Annotated in this window: 11 protein-coding genes; 4 read left to right on the top strand and 7 right to left on the bottom strand. The window is 69.6% G+C overall.

What is annotated here, in order from left to right:
- The coding region (locus AC1DU4_RS25695; RefSeq protein WP_477844696.1) for an aminotransferase class III-fold pyridoxal phosphate-dependent enzyme at window positions 1-573 on the top strand (573 nt) is incomplete at its 5' end.
- 106 nt (window positions 574-679) lie between these two features.
- Here AC1DU4_RS25695 and AC1DU4_RS25690 read toward each other — a convergent pair.
- Window positions 680-1,237: a TetR/AcrR family transcriptional regulator gene (locus AC1DU4_RS25690; protein WP_477844694.1), complete on the bottom strand. Its 558-nt coding sequence runs from the start codon at window positions 1,235-1,237 to the stop codon at window positions 680-682.
- Window positions 1,238-1,357: 120 nt separating this feature from the next.
- On the opposite strand from AC1DU4_RS25690, the gene AC1DU4_RS25685 reads away from it, so the two are divergent.
- Window positions 1,358-2,884 carry an MFS transporter gene (locus AC1DU4_RS25685; protein WP_477844692.1) on the top strand — a complete coding sequence of 509 codons (1,527 nt, stop codon included), beginning with the start codon at window positions 1,358-1,360 and terminating at the stop codon, window positions 2,882-2,884.
- Between the two features lie 6 nt (window positions 2,885-2,890).
- Here the strand turns inward: AC1DU4_RS25685 and treZ are convergent, their stop codons facing one another.
- On the bottom strand, window positions 2,891-4,684 hold the full coding sequence (gene treZ, locus AC1DU4_RS25680) for a malto-oligosyltrehalose trehalohydrolase (RefSeq protein ID WP_477844700.1): 1,794 nt from the start codon (window positions 4,682-4,684) through the stop codon (window positions 2,891-2,893).
- A gap of 161 nt (window positions 4,685-4,845) precedes the next feature.
- On the bottom strand, window positions 4,846-5,703 hold the full coding sequence (locus AC1DU4_RS25675) for a hypothetical protein (protein ID WP_477844691.1): 858 nt from the start codon (window positions 5,701-5,703) through the stop codon (window positions 4,846-4,848).
- Window positions 5,704-6,278: 575 nt separating this feature from the next.
- On the opposite strand from AC1DU4_RS25675, the gene AC1DU4_RS25670 reads away from it, so the two are divergent.
- Window positions 6,279-6,728 carry an FAS1-like dehydratase domain-containing protein gene (locus AC1DU4_RS25670; RefSeq protein ID WP_477844689.1) on the top strand — a complete coding sequence of 150 codons (450 nt, stop codon included), beginning with the start codon at window positions 6,279-6,281 and terminating at the stop codon, window positions 6,726-6,728.
- Window positions 6,725-7,108, top strand: coding sequence for a MaoC/PaaZ C-terminal domain-containing protein (locus AC1DU4_RS25665; protein WP_477844687.1), 384 nt, complete (start codon window positions 6,725-6,727; stop codon window positions 7,106-7,108). The genes AC1DU4_RS25670 and AC1DU4_RS25665 overlap by 4 nt, the downstream gene beginning before the upstream one ends.
- On the opposite strand, the gene AC1DU4_RS25660 is transcribed toward AC1DU4_RS25665, so the two are convergent.
- The 4 genes from AC1DU4_RS25660 to AC1DU4_RS25645 form a co-directional block, all read right to left on the bottom strand.
- The gene (locus AC1DU4_RS25660; RefSeq protein ID WP_072846237.1) at window positions 7,071-7,886 is read right to left on the bottom strand and encodes a mycofactocin-coupled SDR family oxidoreductase; all 816 of its coding nucleotides are present in this window, start codon (window positions 7,884-7,886) and stop codon (window positions 7,071-7,073) included. The two genes, AC1DU4_RS25665 and AC1DU4_RS25660, sit on opposite strands and share 38 nt — an antisense overlap.
- A gap of 110 nt (window positions 7,887-7,996) precedes the next feature.
- The gene (gene treY, locus AC1DU4_RS25655; RefSeq protein ID WP_477844685.1) at window positions 7,997-10,345 is read right to left on the bottom strand and encodes a malto-oligosyltrehalose synthase; all 2,349 of its coding nucleotides are present in this window, start codon (window positions 10,343-10,345) and stop codon (window positions 7,997-7,999) included.
- Window positions 10,342-12,462 (bottom strand): glycogen debranching protein GlgX, encoded by a 2,121-nt coding sequence (gene glgX, locus AC1DU4_RS25650; RefSeq protein ID WP_477844683.1) that lies wholly within the window; start codon window positions 12,460-12,462, stop codon window positions 10,342-10,344. The genes treY and glgX overlap by 4 nt, the downstream gene beginning before the upstream one ends.
- Window positions 12,463-12,920: 458 nt before the next feature.
- Complete coding sequence (locus AC1DU4_RS25645; protein ID WP_477844698.1) at window positions 12,921-14,735, bottom strand: Ig-like domain repeat protein; 1,815 nt, start codon at window positions 14,733-14,735, stop codon at window positions 12,921-12,923.
- Between the last annotated feature and the right edge of the window lie 316 nt (window positions 14,736-15,051).

Here is a 15,051-nt window from a genome sequence, read left to right as displayed (position 1 = left end):
GTGTTCGTCGCCGACGAGGTGCAGACCGGGTTCGCCCGTACCGGCAGGTGGTTCGCCAGCGAGCACGAGGACGTGGTGCCGGACATCGTCACCATGGCCAAGGGGATCGCGGGTGGCCTGCCGCTGGCCGCGATCACCGGCCGGGCCGACCTGCTCGACGCGGTGCACCCCGGCGGGCTCGGAGGCACCTACGGGGGCAACCCGGTTGCCTGCGCCGCGGCCCTGGCCGCGATCGACTTCATGCGGACGCATGACCTGCCGGCGCGGGCCCGCCGCATCGAGGCGATCGCGCTGCCCCGGCTGCGCGCGCTCGCCGCCGAGTGCGACGCGGTCGGCGACGTCCGCGGTCGCGGCGCGATGCTGGCGATGGAATTCGTCGAACCCGGTGGCGCCGAGCCGGATCCGGAGCTCACCAGGGCGGTCGCGGCCAAGGCACTCGAACAGGGCGTCATCCTGCTCACCTGCGGCACCTACGGCAACGTGATCCGGCTGCTGCCGCCGCTGGTGATCGGTGACGACCTGCTCGGTGATGCGCTCGACGTGCTCGAGGCGGTCGTCCGCGCGCTGGCCTGACAGCCGAACGCCCCGCAGCCCGGGTGCGGGCCGCGGGGCGTCGGGTGCTGCGGGGTGTCAGTTGGTGGTGACGGTGAAGCCGCTGCCGACGGTGTTCCGAGTCGATCTAGTCGGTCGCCCTGTCGCGCCCGAGCAGCCGGTCCACCACCTTCCGGTGCAGCTCCGGGTCGGGCTGAGGGAGGCCCATCAGGGCGGCGAGGTAGATGCCGTCGCCGGCGAGGCGGACGATCTCGGCCTGGACCGGGTCGTCGATCTCGGCGCGCAGGCCGTCGTCCCAGGCCCGCATCATCTCGATGACGGCCTGCTGGATCTCGCCCGGCTGGCCGTCGACGCTGCGCAGCGCCGCGATGGTGGACTGGAACAGGGCCAGTTCGTTGGTGCTGCTCGCGTCCATCGTCTGCAGGTACCACTCGGCCACCGAGCGGCCGGACTCGGCGAGTTGCTGGTCGGACCGCTCGCCGAGGCGCCGGACCATGCCCGCTATCAGGGCGTCCTTGCTGCGGAAGTGGTAGAGCAGTCCGCCCTTGGAGACGCCGGCCGCGGCCGCGACCGCCTCGAGGGTGATGTGCGACAACCCGCGGTCGAGCAGCAACTTCTCGAGCGCGTCGAGGATGCGGTCGCGGGTGCTGGGCGCGGCGGGGTCGATGGTTCCTGTCACGAACATCACTGTACCGGCCGGACGGTTCACTGTTAATCTGGATGGGCAACTGTACCGGCTGGACGGTTTAGTCCATCCGGGTCGCGGTGGCCGCATCAATCGCTACGACATCCACTGGGAGAAATCGTGTCTGTCCGCACGGACAACCGCCTGCAGGAGAGCCCGCTCGACGTGCGGGCGACCGCGCGCGACTGGGTCGGCCTCGTCGTGCTCGCGTTCGCCGTGCTGTTGATCTCGGTCGACGCGACGGTCCTCGACCTGGCGTTGCCGTTCATCAGCGCCGACCTCGCGCCGACCGGCAACGAACTGCTCTGGATCATCGACGTCTACTCCTTCGTGCTCGCCGGCCTGCTCATCACCATGGGCACCCTCGGCGACCGGGTCGGGCGCCGTCGCCTGCTGCTGATCGGCGCCGCCGGATTCGGCATCGCCTCGCTCATCGCCGCCTGGTCGGCGAGCCCCGAGATGCTGATCGCGGCGCGGGTGCTGCAGGGCATCTCCGGCGCCACCCTGATGCCGGCGACACTCGGCCTGATCCGCACCATGTTCGTCAACCCGCGTCAGCGCACCACCGCGATCGCGGTGTGGGGCGCGATGGCCAGTGGCGGCGCGGCGGCCGGCCCGCTGGTTGGCGGCTGGCTGCTCGAGCACTTCTGGTGGGGTTCGGTGTTCCTCGTGAACATCCCGGTGATGCTGGCGCTGATCGTGTTGGGGCCGATCGTGATTCCCGAGTCGAAGGACCCGAACCCGGGCCGGTTCGACCTGCCCAGCGCCGGCCTGTCGATCCTGACCCTGGTGCCGCTGGTCTACGCGGTCAAGGAGACGGTGGTGCACGGGCCGAGCGTGACCTACGCGGTGGCCGCTCTGGTGGGCCTGGCGTCCGGATTCGCCTTCGTGCATCGTCAGCGGGTCCTCTCGGACCCGATGGTGGACCTGAGCCTGTTTGCGCGGCCCGCGTTCTCGACGGCGGTGCTGACCAATCTGCTGTCGATCTTCGCGATGGCGGGCGTGCTGTTCTTCGGCTCGCAGTACCTGCAGCTGGTACTCGGCAACTCGCCGCTGCAGGCCGGGCTGCTGATGCTGCCCGGAACCGCGATGAGCATGGTGTTCGCGCTGCTGGCGGCGTGGTTCGTCCGGCGCTGGCAGCCGGGCACGGTGCTCACCGTCGGCCTGATGATGTCCGCGCTCGGCGCCGCGATCCTGACGTTCCTCCGGGTCGACGGCGGTGCCGGAATGTTCGTGGTCGGCTTCATGCTGGCCGGGGCCGGCGTCGGCATGGCGTTGACGCTCACCTCCGACCTGGTGGTCGGCGCGGTGGAACCGGAACGGGCGGGTGCCGCCTCGGCGGTGTCCGAGACCGCGTACGAGCTGGGCGTCGCGCTGGGCGTGGCGGTCCTGGGCAGCGTCGTGATGGCGATCTACCGGCGCGGGCTCGACGTGTCCGCGCTGAGCGCGGAGGCCGGCGCCGCCGCCCACGACACCCTCGGCGGTGCGGTGGCCTACGCGCAGTCGGCCCCGGCCGAGATCGGCACGCAGGTCCTCGATGCCGCGCAGTCGGCGTTCGTCGACGGCATGCACGTGGCGGCGGTGGCGACCGCCGTGGTGCTGCTCGCCAACGCGGTGCTGGTGTTCCGGATGATGCGCTCGCGCTAGCCCGCGTCAGTTCCCGTCCAGGCGGCCCGCGTCAGTTCCATTGACGCGGGCCGCGTCAGCTTCATTGGCGCGGCCCGCGTCGAGGATCGCGAAGGAGTGCCCCGGGAGTACGGTCGCCGCGCCGGTCTCGTCCTGGCTGGGCGGCTCCCACCACACCAGTGGGCGGCCGCCGACCGGGACGGTCACCGGCTCCGGGCCGAGGTTGCACGCCACCCGGAGACCGCCGCGGTGCAGCACGATCCAGCGCCGCTCCTCGTCGTAGTCGACGGCCAGGTGCTCGAGCCACGGGTCGGTGAGCTCGGTGCGCCGGGCGCGTAGGTCGATGAGCTTGCGGTAGCAGTCGAGCAGCGCCGCGTGCGGCGGTCGGCCCAGCTCGTTCCAGTCCAGCTTGGACCTCAGGAACGTCTGCGGGTCCTGCGGGTCGGGGATGTCGGCGCTGTCCCAGCCGTGGTCGGCGAACTCGCCGGCGCGGCCGAGCGCGGTGGCCCGGGCCAGTTCCGGCTCGGGGTGCGAGGTGAAGAACTGGAACGGGCTGCTCGCGCCCCACTCCTCGCCCATGAACAGCATCGGCGTGTACGGCGACCCGAGGATCAGCGCGGCCTTGACGGCCAGCTGGCCGGGGGAGAGGTAGTGCCCGGGGCGGTCGCCGGTGGCGCGGTTGCCGATCTGGTCGTGGGTGCAGGTGTACGCGAGCAGCGCGCTGGCCGGGGTGCGGCGCACGTCGAGGGGGCGGCCGTGCAGGCGACCGCGGAAGCTGGAGTAGGTGCCGGCGTGGAAGAAGCCCTGCCGCAACGTGTTCGCCAGGCCTTGCAGCGAACCGAAGTCGCCGTAGTAGCCCTGCCGTTCACCGGAGACGGCGGCGTGCACGGCATGGTGGATGTCGTCGTTCCACTGCGCGTCGAGGCCGTAGCCGCCCGCGGAGCGGGACGTGACGAGGGTGGGGTCGTTGAGGTCGCTCTCCGCGATCAGGGTCAGTGGTCGTCGCAGATGCGTTGACAGGGTGTGGGTCTCGACGGCGAGCTGCTCGAGCAGGTGCGTGGCGGTGCGGTCCTCGAGTGCATGCACGGCGTCGAGCCGGAGGCCGTCGAGGTGGAACTCGTGCATCCAGCGCAGGGCGTTGTCGACGATGTACCGGCGGACCTCGTCCGACGACGGCCCGGCGATGTTCACCGAACGGCCCCACGGGGTCGCGGTGTCCGACAGGTACGGACCGAAGCGGTCGAGGTAGTTTCCGGACGGTCCGAGGTGGTTGTATACGACGTCGAGGAGGACGCCGAGGCCGCGGCGGTGGCAGGCGTTCACCAGGCGCTGCAGGCCGTCCGGGCCGCCGTAGGCCTCGTGCACCGCGTACCAGAGGACGCCGTCGTACCCCCAGTTGTGCTCGCCGTTGAAGGCGTTGACGGGCATCAGTTCCACGAACCCGACGCCGAGTTCGACGAGGTGGTCCAGGCGTCGTGCCGCCGCGTCGAAGGTGCCCTCCGGGGTGAAGGTGCCGACGTGGAGTTCGTAGACGACGTTGCCGGCGAGCTGGCGGCCGGTCCAGTCCCCGTCGGTCCAGGCCTCGGGGTCGACGGTGTGCAGCTGCGACGGCGCGTGCACGCCGTCGGGTTGGCGCGGCGAACGTGGGTCGGGCAGGACGGTCTCGGAGTCGTCGAGGACGAAGCCGTACCGGCTGTTCTGGTCGGCCGGGAGGGCGGTTCGCCACCAGCCGTCGGCCTCGCGCGACATGGGATGCAGCGTGCCGTCCAGGTACAGCCGGACCCGCCGCGGGAGGGGCGCCCAGACCTCGAAGTTGTGCACGGAAGCCATGTCCCCAGCATGCCTGACGCGTGGTGCGGGTGCCGGGCCGGGAGCTCGCGTGCGTCGCCTCGGCACCGTGACGATCGCGTCGCGGCGGGGGCTGTCGACGCCGGTCCGCGGGTCGCAGCGCACGTCGGGCAGAGTGCAACAACCGGCCGTCGCTACAGGCGCTCCACCACGATGAGATTCACGTTCACGTCCATTCCGCATTGTGCCGCGCCCTGGCTTTGCCACGTGTAGTCCACCTCAGCGACGCCGTGGGCCAACACGTTGAACCAGCGGGTCGTCCCTGCCGGGATCGTGAGGAAGGTTTGCATCCCGGGTGCCACGCCCCCATCGCTGTTGTCATCCTTCGCCCAAGACGTGCCCGGAGCCTTCCGCATTCTTCTGTGGACAAGAAGTTCGTCCAAAAGCGAAGTCACGGGGCCCTTCTCGTCGTATGCCTGGCTCTGCACACTTGCCTTCCAATCAGCCGAAGGCGGTGTGGTCAGGTAGTCGAATCCCAGGACATGCAAGTTCCACATCGAAGACCAGAAGACCATGGGGGAGACGCGGACTTGAATCGTCTGGCTCGAGTAGAGACCAACGCCAATCCAACATATTCCTTCTTGACGGTCGTCGTGAACGCCTTCAATATTGCCGGCGTCCGCGCCGAGCCCCATCGTTCCCTTATTTGAATCAGGGAACATTCGGGCCTTCCCCGAATTCTTGTCACCGTAATCATATGGCGGAACAATTACCTGTAGGGCTCGTCCCTGCGAGAAGTCTCGTACCCCAATCTCCAGAGGCTGATCGAATATATGATCGAGTTTAGGGAGCGGGTCGTCTCGAATCGCTGGTTCAAAGCCGGACAGGTCGCCCACATACTCGGACAACTCGGCATCGGCCCTGAGAACCCGGCGAATACGCTCGTCATTGGCCTCGCGGACAGATCGCGAAATTGAGGTCACGTTTCCATCACAGGCGTGCACCTTCGACATCATTTCAAGTGGCGGTTCTCGACGTTCTTCTTCCCCCATGACAACCTCCCAGTTTCGGGGATGGAAACAAGACCGGCCTGCTGCCATCGTCCACTCAATGGATACGAATGTCAGCGTTGATTCGGACTCCTAAACGCTTCTGGTCGGAACCGAGCCACCCGTGGAAGCAGCACGCCGGGCAGAGCACCCCGCCGAGTCAGTGCACCGGTCGCAGCAACTCCGGGCTGTTCGGCCAAGGACGAGCGGGCGACTGGTTTGCTGCCCCATCGCGCGCTGACCCGATCGGCGATAGGTTGACCAGCTATGTCGAACCAGATGATCGCTGTTGCGTATGTAGGTGGGGTGATGCTGTTCGCAGGGATTCTGCTGCTGGTCATCTTGGCGGCAGGGCGTCGTGCTCGCGCGGGACGCAGGGCCGGCCGCTACACGTCGCGACCTGGTAACTCGTCGTCCAACTGGTAGCAGCCACTCTCATCGCCAGCCACAGCCCGACAGACGCCAAGCTCGAAGTCGCCGGCCCCACCCGCCGACACCCAACCCACCCCCACACCGGGACGTGCGGCAATCGGCCGAAACGGCGGGTCGGCGACTGGACGGTCGGTAGGGTGTCGCGGGTGCCACTGAATCCAAACCTGCAGGGTCGCGTCTTCCCGCCGACCGCCCCGTACCTTGTCGGCCGTGAGAAGGTCCGCGAGTTCGCCCGCGCGGTGTTCGCCACCAGCCCGGTCAACGTCGACGTCGACGCGGCCCGCGCCGCCGGTCACGCCGACCTCGTCGCGCCGCCGACCTTCACCGTGGTGATCCAGGAGCGGGCCCTGGCCCAGCTGGTCGCGGCGCCCAACACCGGGCTGGACCCGACCCGCGTGGTGCACGCCACCGAGAAGGCGGCCTTCAGCCGGCCGATCGTGGCGGGGGACGAGCTCACCGCCGTGCTGACCATCACCTCGGTCACCGAGCGGGCCGGCAACGCGATCCTCGGCATCGACAGCGACATCCGTGACAGCGCGGGCGGCCATGTCGCGACCATCACCTCCACCATTCTCACCCGAGGAGACGACGCATGACCGCCCCGACTCTCGGCACGCTCACCCCCGGCGACGTCGTCGCGAAGGCCGCCCACAACATCACGCGGGACACGCTGGTCCGCTACGCGGGCGCGTCGGGCGACTTCAACTCGATCCACTACCGCGACGACATCGCCGCGGAGGCCGGCCTGCCCGGCGTGCTCGCGCACGGCATGCTCACCACCGGGCTGGGTCTGCAGTGTGTGGTCGACTGGCTCGGCGACTCGGCGAAGATCGTCAGCTACGAGACCAGGTTCACCCGCCCTGTCGTCGTGGACCCGAAGACCGGCGCGAACATCGAGACCGGATACCGGTGTGCGCCCGCCGTCGTGACGACTGGGGTCAGCGCGCGGCGTTGCCCAGGTCGATCGGCATGTTGATGCCGGTGATGTGGTGCGCCTCGTCGGAGGACAGGAAGGCGACCACGTTCGCGACGTCCTCGGGCTCGCTGAAGCCGTAGGGCAGCGACGCCATGAACGTCGGGGCGAGGGTGTCGGCGAACTGGCCCATCAGCGGGACCACGTCGGTCATGATCATGCCGGTGTTGACGCCGTACGGGTGCACGCTGTTGACGCGGATCTTGTGCATGCCCAGCTCGTTGGCCATGGTCCGGGTCAGGCCCGCGACGCCGGCCTTGCTGGCCACGTAGTGGCCGAAGAACGACGCGCCCGTGAGCGCGGAGACCGAGCTGGTGATGACGATGGACCCGCCCTCGCCCTGCTCGATCAGCTTCGGGATGGCGGCCTTGCAGGTGAAGAAGACGCCGGTCAGGTTGACGTCGATGGTCTCGCGCCACTGCTCCGGGGTGATCTCCCAGGACAGGTTGGCCGAGCAGATGCCCGCGTTCGCGACCACGTAGTCGAGCCGGCCGAAGGCCTCGACGCCGGCGTCGAGTGCGGCGGAGACGGCGTCGAAGTCGCGCACGTCGGCCTTGGTGGCGACGATCTTGCGGCCCTGCTCCTCGACCAGGCGGACCGTCTCGGCCAGGTCTTCCTCGGTGGCGCCCTCGTAGGCGGTGGAGTCGAGCTTCTTACACACGTCGAGGGCGATGATGTCCGCGCCCTCCGAGGCGAACTTGACCGCCTCGGCCCGGCCCTGACCGCGCGCCGCGCCGGTGATGAATGCGACCTTGCCTTCGAACCTGTCGTTCGATGCCATTGTGTGTGCCTCCGTGCAGCTCGTGTCCGTTGGGTGTGGCCCAAGCTACCGAACGTCGGACTGGGGCCGCCGGATGTTCTCGCTGGGTGGACAGTTGTCCGGATCGGTGGTCAGTCGCGAACCAGCAGGGCCACCGGAAGGCCCAGTTCGGCCGCCGACAGGCTCCCGCTGTAGGGGACCTCGGTGAGCCGGTCCACCCAGGTTCCCGGCGGCAGTGTGATGGTGGTCCCGCGCCAGCCGCCACCCGGCCGGGTGGCGCCGTGCCGGGTGGCGAGCACGAGCACGTCGGGCGCCAGACCCGGTGCCCCGCGGGTGAACCCGACGAGGTGCCCGGCGAGCGGCCCCGCCGCACGTGCCGGGTGGTAGTCGCCGCCGACGAAGCTGTCCGGCCGTTCGCGGCGCAGGCGCAGGGCGGTCCGGGTCACCCACAGCTTGGTCTGGTCGGCACCGACGTCGGACCCGCTCACGCCGCCGGGCGGCGTGGCCGCGAGCACGCCGGCCGCCCGTACCCGAGCCGCGTAGTCCACCGGCCGCCGGTTGTCGGGATCGACCAGCGAGTCGTCGTGGAACTCGGAGCCCTGGTACACGTCGGGGACACCGGGACCGCACAGCTGCAACAGTTTCTGCCCCAGGGCGTCGGCGCGGCCGTGGACGGCCAGTTCGCGGACCAGCACGCTCATCGAGTTCGCGACGGGGCCGTCGAAGACCCGCTCGAGCCAGGCGTGCACCCGTCGCTCGTAGTGCTCGTCGACGCGGTCCCACGCGGTGTTCACGGCGGCCTCCCGCAGCGCCTTCTCGGCGTAGCCGTGGATCCGGGTCCGCAGGCCGGTCGTGACCGCACCGTCCTCCGGCCACACGCCGAAGAGGTTCTGCCACAGGAAGAGCCCGGCGCCCTCGGGGCTGGGTACTCGGCTCTCCCAGTCCGCGACGCACCGCGACCACAGCTGCGGAACCTGCGAGAGCACCCCGATCCGGGCGCGCACGTCCTCGCCGCGCTTGGTGTCGTGGGTGGACAGGGTCGTCATGGCCGCGGGCCACCGCCGCGCCCGCTCGGCCTGCGCCAGGTGGAACTCGGCCGTCGAGACCGCGAAGCGGGCCGGGTCGCCGCCGACCTCCTGCAGTGACACCAGGCGGGCGGCGCGGTAGAACAGACGGTCCTCGACGGCCTTCGCCGTTGCCGCGCCGCACAGTTGGGCGAACCTGCCGGCGGCCTCGGTGGAGCGCAGCAGGTCGCCGCAGATCCGGTCGAGGGCGGGGGCGAGTTCGGGGCGCGCCCGGGCGACCTCGGCGACCACTCGCCCCAGCATTCCGGACGAGCCCGGGTAGTCGGCTCGGTAGACCGGAACCGCCGCAACAAGTTCGACGAGTGACTCGGTCGCCGTCGTGTCCGTCGGCCCGGCGCCGAGGACCCGCAGGAGCCGGCCGACCTCGGCGCGCAGCGCGGTGCCGAGCACCTCCCGCTTCAGTGCCCGCTCCTGCGCGTGCAGCCAGGAGGCGTCGCCGGCCTGCCCGGTGCGGGCGAGGGTCAGCGCGGTCAGTCCCGACTCGCCGCGGGGGTCGACGAACACGCCGCCGAGCTCGCGCAGCGCGTCGTAGCCGGTGGTCCCGTCGACCGGGAGCGTCGGGTCCAGGGTCTCGGCCGGGCCGAGGATCTTCTCCACCACCAGGTAGCGGTCGGGCCCGAGCAGGGCGCGCAACCGCGCGAGATAGCCGACCGGATCGGTGAGGCCGTCCGGGTGGTCGACCCGCAAGCCGTCGATCAGGTCGTCCGCCACCCACGACCGGATTTCGGCGTGGGTGGCCTCGAAGACCTCCGGGTCCTCCTGGCGCACCGCGGCCAGTTCGCTGACGGTGAAGAACCGGCGGTACCCGCAGCGGCCGGACCGCCAGTCGACCAGGCGGTAGTGCTGGCGGTCGTGCACCTGCCTGCCGGTGCCCGCGTCGGTGCCGTCGGCGACCGGGAAGCGCTGCCCGCCGACGGCCAGCAGCGGCTCCGGGCCGGACCATTCGACCGTGGCGCCGTCGAGTTCGTCCTCGTCGCCTAGCACCGGCAGCACCAGCCGGCCCTCGCCTGCGTCCCAGTCGATGTCGAAGTAGTGCGCGTACCGGGACGCCCGCCCGTGCCGCAGCACGTCCCACCACCAGGTGTTCTGCCGCGGGTGGCCGACGCCCATGTGATTGGGGACGATGTCGACGACCAGGCCCATGCCGCGGGCCCGGACGGCGGCGGAGAGTGCCTCGAGCGCGCCGCGCCCGCCGAGTGCGGCGGACACCGAGGTGGGGTCGACGACGTCGTACCCGTGTGTGGAGCCCGCGACGGCGGTGAGGACGGGGGACAGGTAGAGATGCGAGACGCCGAGATCGTCGAAGTAGCCCACCAACTCGCGCGCGTCGTCGAGGGTGAAGCTGTCCGGTCGCAGTTGGAGCCGGTAGGTCGAGGTGACCGGCCGCACGCTCATGCCCGCCGGCGCAGGACGGCCAGCGACCGGGACGGCAGCTTCAACGACGAGCCGGCGCCGAGCACCGCCTCGGACGCCCCGGTCGGGCTGGCGGTGTCCAGGGCCACCACCCAGTGGGCGTCGGCGCCGTCGTCGGGGGTGGTGAACTCGATCTCCTCGTCGTGGGCGTTGAAGCACAGCAGGAACGAGTCGTCGACGACCCGCTCGCCGCGCTGGTTCGGCTCCGGGATGCCCTCGCCGTTGAGGAACACCGCCAGCGACTTGCCGAATCCGCTGTCCCAGTCCGCGGGGGTCATCTCGACGCCCGCCGGCGTCAGCCACGCGATGTCACGTGCCTGTCCGCCGGTCCGGATCGGCAGGCCCTCGAAGAACCGGCGGCGCCGGAACACCGGGTGCGCGGTGCGCAGCGCGACCGCCCGGCGGGTGAACTCGACCAGGTCCGAATTCGTCTCCGCCAGTGACCAGTCCATCCACGACAGCGGCGAGTCCTGGCAGTACACGTTGTTGTTGCCGCGCTGGGTCCGGCCCATCTCGTCGCCGTGGGTGAGCATCGGGGTGCCCTGGCTCAGCATCAGGGTGGCCAGCAGGTTGCGGCGCTGGCGGGCACGCAGTTCCAGGATCTCCGGGTCGTCGGTGGGGCCTTCCGCTCCGCAGTTCCAGGACCGGTTGTGGCTCTCGCCGTCCTGGTTGCCCTCGCCGTTGGCCTCGTTGTGTTTCTCGTTGTAGGACACCAGGTCCGCGAGGGTGAAGCCGTCGTGCGCGGTGACGAAGTTGATGGACGCGCCGGGGCGTCGGCCGGTGGCCTCGTACAGGTCCGAGGACCCGGTCAGCCGGGACGCGAACTCGCCCAACGTCGCCGGCTGGCCGCGCCAGTAGTCGCGGACGGTGTCGCGGTACTTGCCGTTCCACTCCGTCCACAGGCCCGGGAAGTTGCCGACCTGGTAGCCGCCCTCGCCGATGTCCCAGGGCTCGGCGATCAGCTTGACCTGGCTGACCACCGGGTCCTGCTGGACCAGGTCGAAGAACGCGGACAGTCGGTCGACGTCGTGCAGTTCACGGGCCAGGGTGGACGCGAGGTCGAAGCGGAAGCCGTCGACGTGCATCTCGATCACCCAGTAGCGCAACGAGTCCATGATCAGCTGCAGGGTGTGCGGGTGCCGGGCGTTGAGGCTGTTGCCGGTCCCGGTGTAGTCCATGTACAGCGACTTGTCGTCGTCGACGAGCCGGTAGTACGCGGCGTTGTCGATACCCCGGAAGTTGATTGTCGGGCCGAGGTGGTTGCCCTCGGCGGTGTGGTTGTAGACCACGTCGAGGATCACCTCGATGCCCGCCTGGTGGAAGGTACGGACCATGGCCTTGAACTCGGAGACGGTCGCACCGGGCTTGGCCGCGGACGCGTACTCGGCGTGCGGCGCGAGGAACCCGAAACTGTTGTAGCCCCAGTAGTTCCGCAGTCCCTGGTCGAGCAGTACCTGGTCCTGGAGGAACTGGTGCACCGGCATCAGCTCGATCGCGGTGACCCCGAGACTGCGCAGGTGGTCGACGATCACCGGATGTGCGAGCCCCGCGTAGGTGCCGCGCAGTTCCGCCGGGACCCCGGGGTGGGTGGCGGTCATGCCCTTCACGTGCGCCTCGTAGATCACCGTCTCGTGGTACGGCCGCCTCGGCCGATGGTCCGACGCCCAGTCGAAGAACGGGTTGATCACCACCGTGGTCATGGTGTGGCCGAGGGTGTCCGCACCGAACGTGTGCAGCGATGCGTCGCCGGCGAAGTGGCCGTCGAAGGCCTTGCCGTAGGGGTCGAGGAGCAGCTTGGAGGGGTCGCACCGGTGTCCGTCCACCGGCTCGAACGGTCCGTGGACGCGGTACCCGTACCGCTGGCCGGGGGCGACCGAGGGGAGGTATGCGTGCCAGACGAAGCCGTCCACCTCCTCGAGCGGCACCCGGGTCTCGGTGCCGTCCTTGGCGATCAGGCACAGCTCCACCGCGTCGGCGACCTCGGAGAACAGCGAGAAGTTGGTGCCGGCGCCGTCGTAGGTGGCGCCGAGCGGATATGCGGCCCCCGGCCACACCGCCACCCCGGCGCCCGGGGCGCGTTCACTCTCGGGCTGTGCCATGGCTCGACCCTAGCGGCCCCTGTTCACCCGTGCGTACATCGTCACCGCCGCGGTGGGCGAGGCAGTCGGCGGGCTTGCGTGCCGTTCTGGTGTGACCGTCGAGTTCGGCGCCGGCAAAGCCCGGATCACCGCCACCGACCGCGTCGACACCGTCGTCGGCATCCGTCCGACGGACGGATGCCAGGAAGCCGATGTGCGGGCGGCGGAGCGGACCCGCGTCGAACTCGCTGAGGGGAAACTGCTGGTCCAGGGGTCGAGCCTGCGAGCGATCGGCCTGTGGGGCCGGGCCGGATCGATCGAGGTGGCCATCGGACTGCCCGCCGGCTCCGACCTCGACGCGTCCGGCAGTGCCGTTGAGCCCACACCGGCTTCGGCGCCATCGTCATTCGTCAGGCCGAGCCGACGCCGGTGTAGGAATCCGGCGGGTCGGTCGGCCTGCCGGCGCGCCCTTCCGCAGGTCAGGAGCCGAAGAGGCCCTCCAAGCTGCCCATTCCGCCGGGCGTACCCGGGTCGACCGTGCCCGGGACGGTCAGCGTCTGCGGCGCCGACGCCGAGTCGACGAAGCCGTTCCCCGCAACGAACTCCGCCGTCACGCTGAACGTGCCCGACGCCGCGAACGTGGTGGCCAGCGTCGCGGCGCCGTTCGACACCGCCACGGGACCGCCGAGCGGGGTGTCGCCGAGCTTGAACTGGACGGTGCCGTTGGCGTTGGCCGGGTCGACCTTGGCGCGCAGGGTGACCGGGGCGCCCTTCTCGACGGTGCCGACCGGGTCGAGCGTGGTGGTGGTCTGGACGTCGGTCGGCGGTGCGACGGTGACGTCGACCTGGAATGCGGGTGCGACCGAGGCCTCGGCGCCGGTGGTGCCGGAGTAGCGGGCGATCACGCTGTGGGTGCCGGCGGTGGTGAACTTGTACGGTGCGGCCGCGACGCCGTCGGTGCCGACCGTGCCGGTGACCTTGTCGCGGTCGTCGACGGTGAACTCGACGGTGCCGCCCTGTACCGCGGGGCTCACCTGTGCGTGCAGGTTCACCTCCTGGTCGACGAACGCCTTGTCGGGGCTCGTCATTGCCACGGTGGTGACGACGGCGTCGGTGCTCACGTTGACGGCCTTGACCTCGGAGGTGGAGCCGAGGAAGCCCGGCGAGCCGGAGAACACCGCGGTGATCGCGTGCGCGCCGTCGGTGCCGAAGGTGTGGGTGATCGAGGCCGTGCCGTCCGTGACCTCGACCGGTTCGCCGAGAGGCGTTGTGCCGTCGAGGAACTGCACGGTTCCCCCTTGCGCGGCCGGGTCGATGTTCGCAGTCAGGGTCGCCTCGGTGCCGTTCTTGACCGAGTCGGGAGCCGCGACGGTGGTGGTGGTCTCGGCCTCGGGGGTCGTGGTGTTGATCTGGTAGACCGCGAGAACCGCCTTGTGGTCGGTCGGCCACGAGGTCGGCGAGGCGATGAAGTTGTCCTGGCTGGTCTCGGTCACTCGCTGGTTTCGCACGATGGTCGACCGAGGCCCGACGATGCCGGCCTCGGTCAACTGCAGCTTCGAGGCGCTGTCGGTGAAGATGTAGTCGATGCGGTCGCGCTCGTCGGCGGCCGGTGCCCAGGTGATCTGCGACGGTGACTTGGCCGGGTTGTCCGAGGGCCAGGTGAAGCCGGGATGGGTCACCGGGTTCGGGTACTTGCTGCGGTAGGCGTCGACGAAACCGGCCTGTTCGAGGCGTCGCGTCGATTCCCACGGAATGACGACACCGTTGTGGTCGAACAGGGTCTTGGCTGCGTCGGTCCAGTCCAGGTGTGACGGTTCGTTGAAGTCTCCACCCAGGATGATCGAACGTCCCTTGGCCTGCTCCAGCGCCGCGTCGTTGATGAAGTTCGTGATGGCTTGGGGTCGACCGGAATTGATGTTGACGCGCTGGACCGTTGTGACGTCGGTGACGGGCGCCGGCATCTTGTTCCAGCCGTACTGGGAGAACTCGCCCGAATCACTGCCCGGCCCGTATCCTCGGGGGAGGTACGTGGCGTAGTACTTGTAGTTCAAATGCGCTGCGTACGTGGCAATTTGAGTGCCGCCGACGGTGATGACGGTCTTGGTCATCCAGCCCAGGCTGGAGGACTCGGAGATCGGGAACTGCGAGAGGATTCCGCAGTCGGATGCGGTCGCCGCAAAGAATTTTGTGCCGGCGTTGGTCAGTCTGGTCGCCACCGAGTTTGTTGCACTGCTGTTCGACTCCGTGAGGATCACCACGTTTGCGCGCGTGGCGGTGACGATGTCCGCGACCATGCTCAAGCCGCCCGATACGCTCGTTCCGTTGAGCCAGGTGTTGATCGAGAGCACACGAATCTCAATGCCGGGGGCTGCCCCTGCGACGCGCGTGCCGGTGCCCAGTGTCACTGCGCCCGCCGTGACCGCCATGGCCTTGAACATCTGTCGGCGTGTCAAACCATTCATCTTCAAACCAGCTTCCATCGTTTGCGCGAGAGTTATGGGGGCACGGGGCCGCCTTCACGGTCAGTGTCGGAGGTGCTGCGGACGGGAAGCCGGCGCCCGGGTGATGGCCAGCTGCCGCAGTTGTGCAGAGGGCGCCGTCGGCCTGGGC

This window comes from Rhodococcus sp. P4_F5 (genome assembly GCF_056401315.1).
This window is presented reverse-complemented; position numbering and strand designations above follow the sequence as displayed.

Excerpts from the sequence above, each read along its gene's own strand:
- AC1DU4_RS25690 (WP_477844694.1), bottom strand. The coding sequence starts at position 1,237 with ATGTTCGTGACAGGAACCATCGACCCCGCCGCGCCCAGCACCCGCGAC.
- AC1DU4_RS25675 (WP_477844691.1), bottom strand. The coding sequence starts at position 5,703 with ATGGGGGAAGAAGAACGTCGAGAACCGCCACTTGAAATGATGTCGAAG.
- AC1DU4_RS25665 (WP_477844687.1), top strand. The coding sequence starts at position 6,725 with ATGACCGCCCCGACTCTCGGCACGCTCACCCCCGGCGACGTCGTCGCG.
- AC1DU4_RS25660 (WP_072846237.1), bottom strand. The coding sequence starts at position 7,886 with ATGGCATCGAACGACAGGTTCGAAGGCAAGGTCGCATTCATCACCGGC.
- treY (WP_477844685.1), bottom strand. The coding sequence starts at position 10,345 with ATGAGCGTGCGGCCGGTCACCTCGACCTACCGGCTCCAACTGCGACCG.
- glgX (WP_477844683.1), bottom strand. The coding sequence starts at position 12,462 with ATGGCACAGCCCGAGAGTGAACGCGCCCCGGGCGCCGGGGTGGCGGTG.
- AC1DU4_RS25645 (WP_477844698.1), bottom strand. The coding sequence starts at position 14,735 with ATGGTCGCGGACATCGTCACCGCCACGCGCGCAAACGTGGTGATCCTC.